Source organism: Cyclobacterium xiamenense (assembly GCF_042140265.1).
Taxonomy (GTDB): Bacteria; Bacteroidota; Bacteroidia; order Cytophagales; family Cyclobacteriaceae; genus Cyclobacterium; species Cyclobacterium xiamenense_A.
Window position 1 is genome coordinate 1 of the sequence record NZ_CP159481.1, and the last position, 14,207, is coordinate 14,207.

At 54.7% G+C, this 14,207-nt stretch carries 16 protein-coding genes; all 16 read left to right on the forward strand.

All coding sequences use genetic code 11. The features are described from left to right. The first annotated feature begins 267 nt into the window (after positions 1-267). The gene (locus tag ABWH99_RS00005) at positions 268-1,209 is read left to right on the forward strand and encodes a S49 family peptidase (protein WP_375584264.1); all 942 of its coding nucleotides are present in this window, start codon (positions 268-270) and stop codon (positions 1,207-1,209) included. Positions 1,210-1,373: 164 nt separating this feature from the next. Next, the gene (locus ABWH99_RS00010) at positions 1,374-2,792 is read left to right on the forward strand and encodes a hypothetical protein (protein WP_375584265.1); all 1,419 of its coding nucleotides are present in this window, start codon (positions 1,374-1,376) and stop codon (positions 2,790-2,792) included. A gap of 15 nt (positions 2,793-2,807) precedes the next feature. Further along, positions 2,808-3,371 (forward strand): hypothetical protein, encoded by a 564-nt coding sequence (locus tag ABWH99_RS00015; protein ID WP_375584266.1) that lies wholly within the window; start codon positions 2,808-2,810, stop codon positions 3,369-3,371. Between the two features lie 65 nt (positions 3,372-3,436). Further along, positions 3,437-4,348, forward strand: a complete 912-nt coding sequence (locus ABWH99_RS00020; protein WP_375584267.1) for a hypothetical protein — start codon at positions 3,437-3,439, stop codon at positions 4,346-4,348. An 8-nt stretch (positions 4,349-4,356) separates the two neighbouring features. After that, positions 4,357-5,034, forward strand: coding sequence for a hypothetical protein (locus tag ABWH99_RS00025; RefSeq protein WP_375584268.1), 678 nt, complete (start codon positions 4,357-4,359; stop codon positions 5,032-5,034). Continuing rightward, complete coding sequence (locus ABWH99_RS00030) at positions 5,031-5,618, forward strand: hypothetical protein (protein ID WP_375584269.1); 588 nt, start codon at positions 5,031-5,033, stop codon at positions 5,616-5,618. Before ABWH99_RS00025 ends, ABWH99_RS00030 begins: the two co-directional genes overlap by 4 nt. A 254-nt stretch (positions 5,619-5,872) precedes the next feature. Beyond that, positions 5,873-6,109: a hypothetical protein gene (locus ABWH99_RS00035; RefSeq protein WP_375584270.1), complete on the forward strand. Its 237-nt coding sequence runs from the start codon at positions 5,873-5,875 to the stop codon at positions 6,107-6,109. Between the two features lie 44 nt (positions 6,110-6,153). After that, entirely contained in the window at positions 6,154-7,083 is a 930-nt protein-coding gene (locus ABWH99_RS00040; protein ID WP_375584271.1) for a hypothetical protein, read from the forward strand. Continuing rightward, positions 7,052-8,800, forward strand: a complete 1,749-nt coding sequence (locus ABWH99_RS00045) for a hypothetical protein (RefSeq protein ID WP_375584272.1) — start codon at positions 7,052-7,054, stop codon at positions 8,798-8,800. Before ABWH99_RS00040 ends, ABWH99_RS00045 begins: the two co-directional genes overlap by 32 nt. Before the next feature lie 323 nt (positions 8,801-9,123). Beyond that, entirely contained in the window at positions 9,124-9,360 is a 237-nt protein-coding gene (locus tag ABWH99_RS00050) for a hypothetical protein (RefSeq protein ID WP_375584273.1), read from the forward strand. Positions 9,361-9,441: 81 nt separating this feature from the next. Further along, positions 9,442-9,723 carry a hypothetical protein gene (locus tag ABWH99_RS00055; protein ID WP_375584274.1) on the forward strand — a complete coding sequence of 94 codons (282 nt, stop codon included), beginning with the start codon at positions 9,442-9,444 and terminating at the stop codon, positions 9,721-9,723. Further along, the gene (locus ABWH99_RS00060) at positions 9,720-11,099 is read left to right on the forward strand and encodes a hypothetical protein (RefSeq protein WP_375584275.1); all 1,380 of its coding nucleotides are present in this window, start codon (positions 9,720-9,722) and stop codon (positions 11,097-11,099) included. Before ABWH99_RS00055 ends, ABWH99_RS00060 begins: the two co-directional genes overlap by 4 nt. A gap of 2 nt (positions 11,100-11,101) precedes the next feature. After that, positions 11,102-12,121, forward strand: coding sequence for a hypothetical protein (locus ABWH99_RS00065; RefSeq protein WP_375584276.1), 1,020 nt, complete (start codon positions 11,102-11,104; stop codon positions 12,119-12,121). Further along, positions 12,118-13,035 carry a hypothetical protein gene (locus tag ABWH99_RS00070; RefSeq protein ID WP_375584277.1) on the forward strand — a complete coding sequence of 306 codons (918 nt, stop codon included), beginning with the start codon at positions 12,118-12,120 and terminating at the stop codon, positions 13,033-13,035. Before ABWH99_RS00065 ends, ABWH99_RS00070 begins: the two co-directional genes overlap by 4 nt. Further along, positions 13,032-13,463 (forward strand): hypothetical protein, encoded by a 432-nt coding sequence (locus tag ABWH99_RS00075; protein WP_375584278.1) that lies wholly within the window; start codon positions 13,032-13,034, stop codon positions 13,461-13,463. The genes ABWH99_RS00070 and ABWH99_RS00075 overlap by 4 nt, the downstream gene beginning before the upstream one ends. Before the next feature lie 195 nt (positions 13,464-13,658). Next, positions 13,659-14,195, forward strand: a complete 537-nt coding sequence (locus ABWH99_RS00080) for a hypothetical protein (RefSeq protein WP_375584279.1) — start codon at positions 13,659-13,661, stop codon at positions 14,193-14,195. The last annotated feature ends 12 nt before the right edge of the window (positions 14,196-14,207 follow it).

Below are 14,207 nucleotides of genomic sequence, written 5' to 3' on the forward strand. Positions count from 1 at the left end.
TAGAAAAAAAAACCAAAAATCGTGAAGTGAAATTGTTTCACTGAAATTTAAAAATTCGCCGAAGGCACCATAGTTTTTAAGGGACGTTTCGTCCCTTTTTCCCCGGTCTCCCAGGGCCGAAGGCTCCGCCCCGCGGTATGTTTCCGTTAAGGCGCTTATAGACTTTTTGGCAACGCGCGCCAGGCACATTTTTTTCCTGAGCCCGTCGAAGGATGTCCTTTTCCCCTTGCGGGCCTGCTGGTATACTTGTATCAAAGTAATTCCACTATGACACGTCTCGCAGGTAACTGGCAGTTTTTATTGATGTCGCAGCTTCTGAAGGGGAAGTTTTTTCTTCGTCCGGAGATAGCGCTGGGGCTGGGTGCACAGGCGGCGGATATCCTAAACCGTACCGAACGAAACAGCCGGGAGCGGCGATCCATCCGCCTTGCCTTGGTAGCTCCCTCCGGACTCGTTCGTAGTTCCCTGCTTTTTGACGAAGACGACGACGAAGCCGAGGAAGAAATCGGCTCTCCTTATGACGGTGCACCGGAAGGATCCGTGGCCATCATTCCCGTAAAAGGCAACATGCTCAAATACGGCACTATGTGCGAATACGGCACCAGGGAGATTGCCTCCTTTATGCGGGATGCCGTTGCCCACAAGAACATCGCGGCGATCGTCCTGGACGTGGACTCCGGAGGCGGGGCCGTGGATGCGGTGGCTCCCCTCGTGGATGTGATCCGCATGGCCAAAGCTGCCGGCAAGCCGGTGGTGGCTTCGATAGACATGGCCTGTTCGGCTGCCTACTGGGTGGCTTCGGAATCGGACTACATCGTGGCCGATAACGGAATCAGTGCCGAGGTCGGATCTATCGGAGTGATGATGAGTCTGGTCAATATGAAGGCCTACTACGAGGAAAAGGGTATCACCTTTCACCACATCTACAGCAGCGAAAGCAGCGAGAAAAACAAGCCCTTTCAGCTGGCCATGGAAGGCAAGTACGAGCTGATCCGGGAGGAAGAACTGGACCCCCTGGCCAGAGGATTCCAGCAAGCAGTAAAGGCCAATCGGGCCGGCAAGCTGAATACCCAGGCAAAAGGAATCCTGAACGGCAAAACCTACTTTGCCGATGAAGCCCAGGCCCTGGGCCTGATAGACCGGGTCGGCACCGGTACCACGGCGGTGGAAATCGCCATAGCCAAGTCTCACGCAAAACAATTCATATAAATTTTTATCCGATGTTCAAAAAAATGCAAGCCATTGTACTCGGCCTTCTCGGACTCCAGGAGTTCTCCAAGGACGAGTCCGGCCAGCTGACTCTTTCCGATGAGGAAAGCAGCAAGCTCGCCGATGTGCTCGGTCAACCGTTCGTTGACAAGTTCAAGGAGGCCATGAAGGAAGCCAGCACCGATCCGCAGCCGCTGATCGACGCGATCACTTCCCACAATGCCTCGCAGAACCAGGAGCAAGTACGCCAGCTGCAGGCACAACTGGACCAGGCAAAGAAGGACAAGGAAACGCTGCAGGCGAGTATCGCCCAGCTGAGTTCCGCTCCCGAGCCTGAGCCTACCCCTGCAGTCGTAGGTATGCCCCGAAAAGAGGGCGTGAAAACGATCTTGAAAGTGGATGCCGCAAAACCGCACTACAAGGCACTGACCGCATTCATGCAACGAGGCTACATGGCGGCTGGGGCCACCATCGATGTAGCGGATCTGCTGCAGGAGTTTGGTACCTACCTGAGCCAGGGGGCGAATAACTTCGCCATGCTGGATACCATCTTTCAGGGATTCAGCTCTGCGAGCTACTTTACCGAAGCCCCGGCGGTGACGGAAAGAAGGGCCCTGCAGGCACTGATCACCTCCGTGTCACAGCAGTACGTGAACAAATGGACACCCAGTGGCAAGAGTCAGTTCCGGCCCCTGAAGATTCAGAACAGGCGGCACAAGATCAACTTCCCCATCATCCCATCGGAAGTATTGACCTCCTACATCTTTGATATGTACCGGGAGAACCTGGCCATCGATCAGATGCCGATCTTCTTCTACATCTGGCAGCGACTGATGTATCCCCAGCTGATGCAGGACATCGAGCTGCGCATGATCTGGAAAGGGAAGTACGAGGAACTGGACTGGTCTGCAGTGAATGCCGGGGATGCCGGTCAGGCTCCGGAGAAGTCCATGGACGGCCTGGAGACCATCATCGCCACCAACCGCACCGGAGGCAATCCGGCGAATATCCGCTTCTTTGACGGAGAGGGCTTTGACTACAAGACCGCCACGGATCAGGAGGTATTGGACTTTTTCGCCAATTTCTTCAAGTGGATGGCACCGGTATTCCGCACCATGCCGATGAACGTGGGCTGCTCCTACGAGCTGCGCATGCGCTACCGGGAGGCCTACAAAAACAAGTGGGGTACCGGCTCCGGTACCGAAAACCACGAGTTTGGCAGCAACCGGATCGACTACAGCCGTCACGTGCTCACCGAGATGGACGGCATGTACGGTTCGCCGATCTTGTTTGCCACGCCGAAGTCGAATATGGTGAAGCTGCGCCACATCAATGCTGCGCCCAATGTGATCAACGATGTGCAGAAGCAGGATTACGAAGCCCGAATCTTCGGGGAGTACTGGCTGGGTGCAGGCTTTGACTACGGCGAGGCGGTGTTTGCCTTCTGTCCGGCGGACTACGATCCGCACGCGCTGATCACCAGCGTCTACGGTGCACACGACACCTACCAGCAGTTTAAGGGCACGGACCTCACAAAGTCCGTGACCGATTTTGGAAGCGGTAGCGCCGGCGGCGGTATCTAAAAAAGGAGGTAAACCATGACGTACGTAAAAGTATCCATTCCAAAAATCAGGGTAGGGGCCGGAGCGCCCAAGCCCAAGGAGCCCAATGTGCTGCTCATGCTGGCCGAAGACGTGCAGACCATGCCCGGCAAAGACGGGGTGGTCTCCACCTCGGCCATCGTCCTGAAGGAAGGCAAAAAGGCCATGGCGGTGTATTTCAATCCCAAGTCCATCAATCGCTTTGACTCTTCCGAGGGAGAGACCAGCGAGGAGATGGGCGGCTGGCTCAGCAACTTCGAGGCCTTGCGTCCCGGGGACGACGAGCACTTTGCCGCCTGGCTGCAGGAGCACCTGAACGAGGGCTTCCTCATCCTCAGCAAAGAGTGCGGCGATGCCAAAGGCACCCGCCTGCAGGGAACGCCCTGTAACCCGCTCTTCATGAGTGTGGAAGCACAGGACAATCAGGAAGGGATCAGCAGCACCCTGACATTTGTCAGCGGGCAGCGGTCCTTCAATAAAATGATCCACTACAGGCACGACGATCCGCCTGCCTACGATCCGCCTGCCGAAGGCAGCGGATCTGCCGGATCAGGTATCTAAACCGAATCCATGTTCAACCGCCCTCCGGCCCGGATTTCCGGACGGAGGGCTTTTCATTTACTGCTATGAAAAAAGAAACCAAAATCCAGGAATCCGGGACAGACCTCCCGAAAGTCGAAACTTCGCCTAAAAAAAAGACCAGCCAGAAAGCAGCTGCCGCAACTGCGGACGCTGCCGATGCAAAACCGGAAGCGGACGAACCTCCGGCCCCGGCTAAAGAAGCGACATCCGAGGCCGACCCCATCTGCATTGTGATCCCCTACCTGGCGGCCAAGGCCAAAGGGGACGAACTGCGCTACGCCGTCCGTGCCTGGGAAAAGAGCATACCCAACGACATACGTATCGTCATCGTGGGAGATAAGCCCGCCTGGGCAGGCAAGGAGCTGCTGCACATTGCCCACAAGCCCGTCAGCAACAATCCCCAGGTAGACGTGGCGCACAAGATGATGGCCGCCATTGCTTCTGACTTGGTGTCTGACGTGTTTGTCTGGACCAATGACGATATCTATACCCTCTGCCCCGTGCAGCTGGCCGATATCATGACGCTGAAGAGCCACGGCCTGCTGGCCAACCGGGGCAAAGCCAACGGGGTCTACCAGGAGAATGCCAAACGAACCCTGGAAGCTTTGCGAAAACTGGGGATCACTGCCCCCTATGACTACGCCACCCATACGCCGGTAGTGATGGAAAAAGAGAGCCTGGCAAAGATCATCGAGGACTTTGGCTGTGATAAGGAAGGACACCTGGTGTACACCCTGTATGCCAATTCCTTCTTTAGAGACCATAGGCCCATTATCACCCAGAATGATGGCAGGGGCTCCATCATTGCCTCCGTGTACCGACCCAATCCCGATACGCGCATCCTGGACAAGGTACTGGCCACCCGCAAGTGGGTCAATAACAACGATGCCGGATGGACCGCACTCGAGCCTAAGCTAAAGGAGCTTTTTCCCGACAAGTGCCGGTTTGAAAAATAATCGGGTACATGGATAAAGTCACCGTATACACCTGGCTAAAGGCCGGGGCTCCGCTGGATGAGGGGCTCCGGCTTTTTGCACATGCATCCGGGGAAGATCATCCCTTTGTCCGACTGGTCCGGTACAATCACCAGGTAGCCTATCCCATCCTGATCCGGGAGCTGGCCGCCCGGGCAGGAATCAGTCCGACCGAGCTGCGCCGGATCCGGGAGGCCAAGGGAAGCTTTCGGGAGAACTGGCCCTTCCTCTCCGATCCGGCCTGCCCTCCGGAGCTAAAGGTACTGGCAGCCGATAAGATCACCGCCTACTGGAACTACGTTCGCGCGCACGAGCAGCTTTTTGACTGCAGCTCCCGGGAGGAGCAGTGGGCCACCGTAAAGATGCTGATGGAAAACTACAAAGAAAACCGGGCCATCATCGCCGAATTCGTCCACTATCGGGATCATGGGCATGTATTGGGAAAGCATCCGGTATTCCGGGAAATGAAGGAACTCGAGAACCTGCGAAAGCTGGGCCCCATAGACCTGGTGAAGATGGAAGAAAGACTGGAGCACAATATCTGGAGGATCGAAGATGAGCTTCGCAAAAATAAAAAGCCCCACTTGCAGGCAGACCGGGAGCGGCGGCTGCGGATCAAGCGACGGCAGCTGAAGGAAGTAAAGCGGCTAATCGAGCGAATGGCATGAAGCTATTTGACCTACGCGAGATTGCCCCCAGACAGGAGTCGGCAGGCAAGGAAGACAAAGCCGAGATCCACCGGGCACGGTTTGAAAGCAAGCACCTGGCCAAGATCGCCTCCCTGAAAAACCTGATGGGAAAGCTGCCCGAACCCGGCGAAGCCTTTTTTCTCTATACCCTGAAAAGCTTCAACGCCTTTACCTTTATCACCTACATCATCAAACACTGCGGGGAAATAGACGAGCTGACCTTTAGTACCTACTCCATCAATGAGCGGATTCTTTCCAGCCTGCTACGCTGGTACGATAAGGGCAGTATCCGAAAAATCCGCATGTCCATCTCCGAATCCGTCCGGCACCGGATGCCCAAAGTCTACGACCTGATCGAGTTGCAGCGCAAGGAGCGCGCCTTCGAGGTATGCTATTGCTGGAACCACAGCAAGGTGACGCTGATACGCAGCCGGGGCAATTACTTCGTGATCGAGGGCAGCGGCAACTTCTCCGAAAACGCCCTGCACGAGCAATACCTCTTTCTCAACGACCGGGAAGTCCATGCCTTTCGGGAAAACTGCCTGATGGGTCTGGAAATCTGACTACCCGGTACTTCAAAAACGCAGAAAAGCGGGTAATCCATTTGTTTTATTTATACCTGTCTAAATATATTTTAATATATAAAAAAACGTTAAATAAATACTAAAAAGTGTTGTTTATAACTAAAATTATACAGATTTTTGACGCTACTAAACCACACAGCCTGTAGAGTAAATGATGACGTAACCAAAGGTGACCGGTACCTGAACCGAAGCTGCAGGCTGAGGTGCCGGGAGTCTTGCATCCAATTTTTACCATGACAAAAAAAGGTCGCAAAAGGCGATTGCGAAAACTAGGCCGGAAACTGGAATTGGTGTACCATTTTGAGCGGAGCTTTGTTCCTTATTTGGCGATCCTCGGAAAAATGTGCGCGCTTCGAGGCCTTTTGCCACAAATGAAAGAACACTTCAGCAAGGAAGAGTTAGAGAAAACACTGCTCTTGCTAGAGGCACTCCGACATTGTTCGGAGGTGATGGAAGAAAACACAAAGTAAGTCAATGTCCTTCCCTGCCTGGGGAAGGACATTTATTTTTGAGCATGGACCTGATATTTCCCCTGGACGAGGAACGCATAGCCGAACTGGAAAGCCTGGCCGCTCTGGGCTATAGCCCGGAGGAGATGGCCATTTACTTTGATGTAGACAAGTACTTTTTTGTCCAGGCAGCCGGGAACGTGGAGAGCAAGATCCACTACCACATCAAGCGGGGCCAGCTCATGTCCGTGGCCAAAGAGCAAATGGCTCTGCTGGGCGATGCGGAAAAGGGAAACGTCACCGCCTCCCAGCAGCTGGGCAAGATCCGCCGCTCCCGGGGCTGGGAGTTGTCCCGGCTGGATATCTTTGGCGGGGCCATCGATAAAAAGCTGCTGCGAAAGCTCGAGGACTACATCCAGGGCGGCAGCATCAACGAGCTGAGCACCGGGGAAGCCATCTACCTGGATGCGCTCACCCTGATCAACTCCATGGCCCGAAAGTACGGCCGGCGGAATACCATCCGGTTTTTTACCCGTCCGCCCTGGAATCTGGCCTACCGCCGGGCTTCGGAGATGTACGACGAGGCCGTCACCCTCTTCTACACCGATCGGAATATCGAAAAGAAAGCCCTTCGGAATATGTACGCCGATCAGCTGGACGAAGCGGCCCTGATCGTCCGGGACAATGCGGAATCCTCCAAGGACTGGGAAGTATATGGCAACCTGATCGACAAGGCTGCCCGCATGCGCGAGCTGGACAAACCCGATCCGGAGAAGTTGGACAAAGAAATCTACCTCAAGCCCCTGCGCTACTACTCCCTGGATCCCGCCAGTGTGGGGCTGCCATCGATCAACCGGCAGGAGTTGGCCAGCCAGATAGAAGCCCTGGAAATCCCCGAGCGGGAAAAAGTCCGCCTGAAGCAGGAAGCCAGCCTGGAGCATATCAACCTCGAAGAACGATTTCATGAGTTGGAGAAAGAAGCCAAAGGAGAATAGCGCAGGCCTGGACCGGGTCTTTGCCAACTGGCTTTCCCAGCTCTGCATGATGATCCTGCCCAAGTCCCTGTACATGATCGCCGGCCGGGGATCTGCCAAGACTACCGACATCCAGGTAGAACGCCTGCTGGAAATGGTCTACGACCTGCCAGGTGCTCCCGTGGCCTGGGTGGCCGATACCTATAGCAATTTGCAAAAGAACGTGCTGCGGACCGTCAAGGAAGGCCTTACGGCCAAGGGCATGATCGAGGGGGTGCACTACGTGATCGGCAAGCGGCCGCCGGAGATTCCCCTAAACGAACGGCCCGATCTGCCTCCGGAGCTGAAGGAGCATTTCTGGAAGCCCTACAATGAAGTGGGTTCCTACCGACATACCATTGTTTTCTTCACGGGCTTTAACATCACCTTTGGCAGCCTGGACCGGCCGGCCTCCCTGGCGGGTGGTAACTACGTGCACGTCTTCGGGGACGAGGTCAAGTACTTCCGCAAAGAGCGGATTCTGAACCTGCAGAAGGCCGTTCGGGGCATGCGCGTAAAGTATGGGCATTCGGTATTTTACCGGGGCCATACCTTCACCACCGATATGCCCAACGTGGACCACGTGGGGGAATACGATTGGGTACTCGAGCGCGGAAACCGAATGCATACGCCGGCGCTGCTGCGGGTCTTGCGGACGGCCTTTGTGGTAAACGAAGCCCTGGGCGAATACTACGCCGCCTGTGAGGAAGGAAATACCGAAGAGATCCTCGCCAAGAAGCGCACCTGGCAGCGCTGGGTAGAACGCTGGACCGCTACCCGCCTGGTGAAGGAAGCCCATAGCCTGTTTTACATCGCCAGTTCGTATGTGAATGTGGACATACTGACACCTGACTGGTTTGAGGATGCCTTTAGCGATGACTTTATCGATGCCAAGACTACGGTACTTTCACTCAAACCTTCTCCGGAGACCGGCGAACTCTTCTATGCGAACCTGGGCGAGCGGCACTTCTACCAGGACGGCACCAGTCCGGATTGGGAGTTGCGCTTTGGCCTGCAGGACGAGGAAGACTGCCGGATCCTGAAGTACCACGACCGTAGCAAGGCCATCGATATGGGCCTGGACTTTGGCAACATGCACTCCATGACCCTGGCGCAGGAAATCGGCAAGCACTACCGGATCAGTAAGTTTATCTACACCCTCAGCCCCGAGTGGATCCGGGAGCTGGCCGATAAGTTCCTGGCCTTCTACAAGCCCCAGCGGGAAAAGACCGTACACCTGTACTACGACCGGGCCGCGAACAACTACAAAAAGGCCGGTCAGGACCTGGCCACGCAACTGAAGAAAGCCCTGGAAGTGGATGGGGAAGGGAACCGCACCGGATGGAAGGTGATCCTGATGAGCGAAGGGCAGGGCAATATCGGGCAGAACGAGGAGTATAACTTTATGCAGGAGCTCTTCCAGGAGCACAACCGCAAGCTGCCCCGGGTGCTGATCGATTACTTCCACTGCAAGCCCCTGCGCGCTTCCCTGCAGCTGGCCAAAACCAAAAAGCGTACCGACCGGGGCCGGAACATCGTGGCCAAAGACAAAACCGGCGAAAAGCTACCCATCCACCGGCTGCCCCTGGAAAGCACCAACCCCTCCGACAGCTTCAAATACCTGATGATGCGCAAGACCTGGCGGCGGCATGTTCGCGGAGCCAGACGGCCGGAAGTGGGTGATGCGAGTGTGCGTTAACTTTCTGGTAGGATCGCATCAAACGTGCTAATGAGAATAGGCGTAGGCGGAATAAGAATGGTATCCAAAAAAAGAATAATTTGGAATAAACAGACCGCCTGAGGGCTATAGTTTGGAGAAGTCCAGTACATCAAAAATATCGTATCGTTCAACGTAAAAAATCAGCAAGCAAAAAAATCGAGTAGTAAAGGACTGCAATTTATTTTAGAACAATAAATGAAATGGGTTGGTTTGAGTATGAAACATACGTAAATAGCAACAAAAAACACATGGGGTATCCAGAGGCGATCGAGTGTAGAAGAAAGAATTTGAATCTCATTGGAATGAAATTCAAGGAGGCTACGATTTTAGATGTTTTTGTGTATCCTCAGAACGAAAAGCTATGGAACGACTTTTCCATCGCATTCAGATTGAGCAAGTGGGATCCGGAGGAAACAGCCAGGCAATTTGTAGACGATTCCTATGGATTGAGAGCCAGGCTGGATGTGGGAGGAGCATTTGATTTGGCCTACGTAAGTTTGGAGCGTTTGGGCCCCGAATACGGAGTGATCCTACCCTAACGTTCGGTTAGTTGCTCAAAGGAGATCCACCTTCTTTTTGCTGTCCTTTTCCCCCTCCCTATCCTATGCGAAATTAGTCGCATGGGTCCATTAACCGTCTACGAAGCCATTTCAGCCATGCGGAAACTTTCTGCCCAGGGGCAGGAGGTTTCCTTTTCCTTTATGTCGTATTCCGAATCCAGGCAGCGAACGGAGGGCATCGTGGAAGTGCGCCGTGCCAGGCTGCGCCCACGTAGCAAGGATTTCGACCTCGAAAACGGCGACCTGCTGGAACCCTATACCGACCTGGATACCCTGGAGCAGCGGCGGTTCCATATCCCCACCCTGATGACCTTTAACGGGCAAAAAACCACCTTGCTATGAGCGAAACCACAGACATCCAGAAAATCGGCAAATCCCGCCTGGCGCACACCGATGCCGGGGCTTTTGTGATGGGAAACAATCCCTTTGCCCATTTTGATGAGTATGCGGGCCTCTCCCGGACAGTAGACTGGGAAGCAGACCCTACGATCATCGGCGGGCAAAAGCTGGTACCTCATGGCCTGAACAATGACCTGCCTGTGATCATCCGGGATATCATGGACAAAAACAACCTGGCACCCGGCATCCTGGAACGGGAAATGGGTCTGCTGTATGGGGATGGTGCCCAGCTCTACCAGGTGAAGTACGAAGGTGGCAAAGTCAGCCGGGAATATGTGGAAGACGCTCCGGTGCAGGCCTGGCTGGATAGCTGGGACTACAAGCGCTACATCGACATGGCCATGGTGGAATACAAGTACATGAAGGGGGTCTATGTGAAGCGCGTTCGGAACCGGGCCCCACGGATCGGCGGTCCCGGCATGATCAAGTACCTGGAAGTGGTACCCGGCACGGATGCCCGCCTGGAGTGGCCGGATCAGGGGCCCAAGCGATTGGAATCCGTCAAGCGTATCTGGGTGGGTGACTTCCAAAACCACTGCCTGCATACCGGCATGACCGGTTACCCCATGCACGATCCCTGGAAGCCGTTCCAATACGGCATTTCCATCGGCTACCATAACAAGTACAGTTTTGGCCGGAACTTCTACAGCGTACCCAGTTACTACGGTTCCCTGAATTGGATCATGCGCAGCTCCGATATTCCGGAAGTGCTCAAATACCTCAGCGAAAACGGGATCACCTCGGCCTACCATATCCATAGCCCTGAAGGCTATTGGGTAGCCAAGGAAGAGAAAATCGAAAAAATGCATCCCGGGGAGACGGATGCCCAGCGCAGCAAGCGCCTGGAAGAGCTGAAGGACGAAACCTTCCAGAAAATGGCCCGGGTGCTGACCGGCAAGCGGAATGCCGGGAAGTTTATCGAAACCGTGGACTTCTACGACGAGGACGGCAACAAAAACGAATGGAAGGTGGAAGCCATCGACCAAAAGATCAAGGATTTTGTCGAAAGCCAGGTAAAGATCGGAGAAAAGGCCGATTCGGCCACCACCTCCGGCATGGGCTTGCATCCTTCCCTCTCCAATATCATCGTTAATGGTCAGCTGTCCAGCGGTTCCCAAATGCTCTATGCCCTAAAGCTGTACATGGCCTCCGATACCACGCTACCCGAGGAAGTGATCTTTGAGCCCATCAATCAGGCCATCGCTGCCAATTTTCCCGGCAAAAAGCTGCGCATGGGCTTCTACCATCATTCCGTAATGAAGGAGGAAGACGTAGCCCCCAACGACCGGGTAGTCAATAACGCCGAAAACCCCACTTAATCATGCTATTTAACAAAGACAATAACGGAGCCGTGGAGCTCCGGGACCGCACCGGATCGTACTACGCCAATAACAAATTTGAGCGCGTGGCCACTGACGTGCTGCTGGCCGAATCGGAGCTTGCCAAGCTGGTAGGGCAGGCCGTCTACGATCGGGCGCATGCGCACTACCAAAGTACCGACTACCAGGCCGCCAATCCGAACGCAACCCAGTCACTGAATGATCGGCTTGTCCTGCTGATGCAGACCCCCATTGCCTACCGGGCCACCTTTAACTACTACCAATCGAATCTGGTATCCCATGAGGATGCCGGCCGAAAAGTAAAGCTGGACCCGGAGAATGAAAAAATGCCCTGGGAATGGATGCTCGACCGGGACGATGAAGCGCAGCTCCGCAAAGCCCATCAGACCACGGATCTGCTGCTCGCCTGGCTGGAAGAGCAGCAACTACCCGAATGGATGAACAGCCAAAACCGGAAAACTGCCCGCCGGCTCTTTGTGCATAACGAGGCCATCTTTCAGGATGCCTATCCCATCGATGCCAGTCCGCGGTTTTACTATACCGTACTGCCCTGGATCCGGGAAGTTCAGGAACGAGCGATTAAAAAGGCCCTGGGGGAGAAGTATTCGGAACTGCTAACCTATCACCTGGAGGGAACGGTTGGAAGCGGATCCGGCAGTTCGGGAATCCCATCTGCAGATGGGGATCCGGAGCTGTCGGAATTGCTGGACCTGGTACAAAAAGCCATCCCCCTCCTGGTAATGGTGATGGCCGTCAAGCGGCTTAGCCTGCAGGTGCTGCCGGAGGGCGTGGTGCAGCAGTTTAAAAGCAACATGCAAAGCCGGGCAGCCAGTGCAGCCGCCCTACCCGAACTGATCAGCTGGCATGCCAGGCGCCTGGAAGAGGATGCCGGGGAGGTTCTGGATGACGTGCGGCTCTGGCTGCAGCGCGCCGATCCGGAATCCGGTACCTATCCGCTACTGCCGGAGAATGAGGAAAGCAATAAATTTTTCCGCACATGAATACCCTGGAGCTTCCCGAAAAATCCATTCACCTCAAGACCCCTTCCCATTGGGACGAGATGGATCCGGCGCAGCGCCTGTACTGCCTGAAGCAGGCGGTTCTGGCCAGTGCCGGGGTGATCCGTCCGGAGGAAGCGCTGGTCCGCTGCTTCTATCACCTGGCCGATATCCAGCGGGATTACAAAAGCCTGGCCATGGAGCGGGTCATGAGCGAGGAGCAGCGCATGGAAAAGCAAAGCCGTACCTGGTTGCTGGCCGAAGCGCTGTGCGGCTTTATCTTCCGGAAAAACGAAGCCAACGAGCTCGAGATCTGCTACGAAACGGTGTACAATCACTTTCCGGTAATCCGGGCAGGGAAGGTGAAGCTGTACGGTCCGGATCATTTGTTGGCCGACCTGACCTTCGGGGAGTTTCGCGCTGCCCTGGAAGAAATGAACGAGTACTTTGACACGCGGGAATCGGAATGCATGTGCCGGTTTCTGGCCTGCCTGTACCGGCCGGAACGCAGCGGCTTTGCGGAGCTCTCCCAGCGGGAAGACTTTGACGGCTTCCGCCGGGAACCCTTTAACCGGTCCCGGCTCCCCATCAACGCCCAACATACCGCCAAGGTGGGGCAGGTGGTACAAACCGCCATTTTGCTCTGGTTTAGCTACCTGATCGGCTATATACAGAAAGAAACCCTGGTGCTGGGAGGCGTGGAAGTGAGTTTTGCCAGCCTGTTTGGCGGTGGATCCGGGGACGAACGCCGGAGCCGCGGCAATGGCTGGGTATCTGTCCTGCACAACGTGGCCAAGGAAGGACCCTTTGGCGATGTGGAGAAAACCGACCGGATGGGGCTCTTTGATGTGCTGCTGTACATGAAAGACTGCGACGATCAGAACCGGGAAATGAAGCGAAAACTCAAAAAGAAATGATCGGAATCAAGGATTTTAACGCCATCTGTGCCGGATGGGTAGCTGCCATCCCGGGGCTGGAGGGCCATCACCTGGTAGCCCAGGACAATCACGCCATCCATTCCCTGAAGGACGAGCGGGGCACTCAGCTGGTCGCCGTGATCCCCTCGGCCAATGCCTCCGGCCGGGATCCGTCCAGCCTGGTAGATGTGCACAGTACCTATTTGTTTGTGATCGACAAGGGCTGGACCGGGCAGCTGAAGGAAGAAGAACTGAATCAGTATGAAAAAACGCAAGAAATTATTCTGGCCATTCGGGAGGAGATTTTGGAAAGCTTTGAAGAGGGCTGCGGCCCCTTCTGGCGGCTGCAGGCAGACAGCATCAGCATCGATCCCGAATTCAACGTCTTCGGCGGCTGGAACGGCTGGTCCATGTTGCTCAGCTTCTAGCCTGCGGGAGCGAAGTGCCTTCGATGGCCGTGTAGAAATCGAGCGCTGCGCGACATGCAATAGGGTGCTATTTTTTCATATCAAGTAGTCCGGGTTTTTGAATGGGTTTAGCCCGGATGGTACGCATGGCGGGAGCTGTGCGTATTTTTTTGTATTTTTACTTTTTCGTTTTCACGACTTGAAATTCAATACATCATGAGAAATTTGATTTTATGTCTTTTGATCGGGGTAGTTCTGTGTTCCTGCGGGCAGGAAAGTAGCAGCGATTCTGCGTATGAGACCGCCAGTTCTGCTTTCTCTGCTGCTCTGGTTAATGCCGACCTCCATCAGCAGATCAAGGATAAAGGATTTTACGAGCGGGAGTTTGTGGCTGCCTGGGAAATCAGCCAGGACTCCCTGATCCGCTATGCTCGGTTATTTGAGGAGCTGGTCGATGCAAATTTTTATTTTGATGGTTCAACTCCCCTGGCGGAGCTGCGGGGCGTGAAACAACTCCACGACGAGTACCAGGTAAAATTTAAGGAAAAGGGCTTTGCTGATTTTTGCCAGGCACTGGCAGAGTGGAATGAACTGTACGGTAAGCCCGAAACGGAGTACACGAACTGGCTGCAGGAGCACGAATATTCCCGGGAAGCGTTTGAAAAGGATATTTTGGAGGTGAATATTCGTTTTGGTGAATTGTGCAAGATCAAATCCGAGAAGGAGAAGCGGGGACGTCTTTCGGATCAATAGCCGTCGTACTTT

Excerpts from the sequence above, each read along its gene's own strand:
- ABWH99_RS00030 (WP_375584269.1), top strand. The coding sequence starts at position 5,031 with ATGAAGCTATTTGACCTACGCGAGATTGCCCCCAGACAGGAGTCGGCA.
- ABWH99_RS00070 (WP_375584277.1), top strand. The coding sequence starts at position 12,118 with ATGAATACCCTGGAGCTTCCCGAAAAATCCATTCACCTCAAGACCCCT.
- ABWH99_RS00025 (WP_375584268.1), top strand. The coding sequence starts at position 4,357 with ATGGATAAAGTCACCGTATACACCTGGCTAAAGGCCGGGGCTCCGCTG.
- ABWH99_RS00060 (WP_375584275.1), top strand. The coding sequence starts at position 9,720 with ATGAGCGAAACCACAGACATCCAGAAAATCGGCAAATCCCGCCTGGCG.
- ABWH99_RS00040 (WP_375584271.1), top strand. The coding sequence starts at position 6,154 with ATGGACCTGATATTTCCCCTGGACGAGGAACGCATAGCCGAACTGGAA.
- ABWH99_RS00065 (WP_375584276.1), top strand. The coding sequence starts at position 11,102 with ATGCTATTTAACAAAGACAATAACGGAGCCGTGGAGCTCCGGGACCGC.
- ABWH99_RS00035 (WP_375584270.1), top strand. The coding sequence starts at position 5,873 with ATGACAAAAAAAGGTCGCAAAAGGCGATTGCGAAAACTAGGCCGGAAA.
- ABWH99_RS00055 (WP_375584274.1), top strand. The coding sequence starts at position 9,442 with ATGGGTCCATTAACCGTCTACGAAGCCATTTCAGCCATGCGGAAACTT.
- ABWH99_RS00015 (WP_375584266.1), top strand. The coding sequence starts at position 2,808 with ATGACGTACGTAAAAGTATCCATTCCAAAAATCAGGGTAGGGGCCGGA.
- ABWH99_RS00080 (WP_375584279.1), top strand. The coding sequence starts at position 13,659 with ATGAGAAATTTGATTTTATGTCTTTTGATCGGGGTAGTTCTGTGTTCC.
- ABWH99_RS00010 (WP_375584265.1), top strand. The coding sequence starts at position 1,374 with ATGAAGGAAGCCAGCACCGATCCGCAGCCGCTGATCGACGCGATCACT.
- ABWH99_RS00020 (WP_375584267.1), top strand. The coding sequence starts at position 3,437 with ATGAAAAAAGAAACCAAAATCCAGGAATCCGGGACAGACCTCCCGAAA.
- ABWH99_RS00045 (WP_375584272.1), top strand. The coding sequence starts at position 7,052 with ATGAGTTGGAGAAAGAAGCCAAAGGAGAATAGCGCAGGCCTGGACCGG.
- ABWH99_RS00050 (WP_375584273.1), top strand. The coding sequence starts at position 9,124 with ATGAAATTCAAGGAGGCTACGATTTTAGATGTTTTTGTGTATCCTCAG.
- ABWH99_RS00075 (WP_375584278.1), top strand. The coding sequence starts at position 13,032 with ATGATCGGAATCAAGGATTTTAACGCCATCTGTGCCGGATGGGTAGCT.
- ABWH99_RS00005 (WP_375584264.1), top strand. The coding sequence starts at position 268 with ATGACACGTCTCGCAGGTAACTGGCAGTTTTTATTGATGTCGCAGCTT.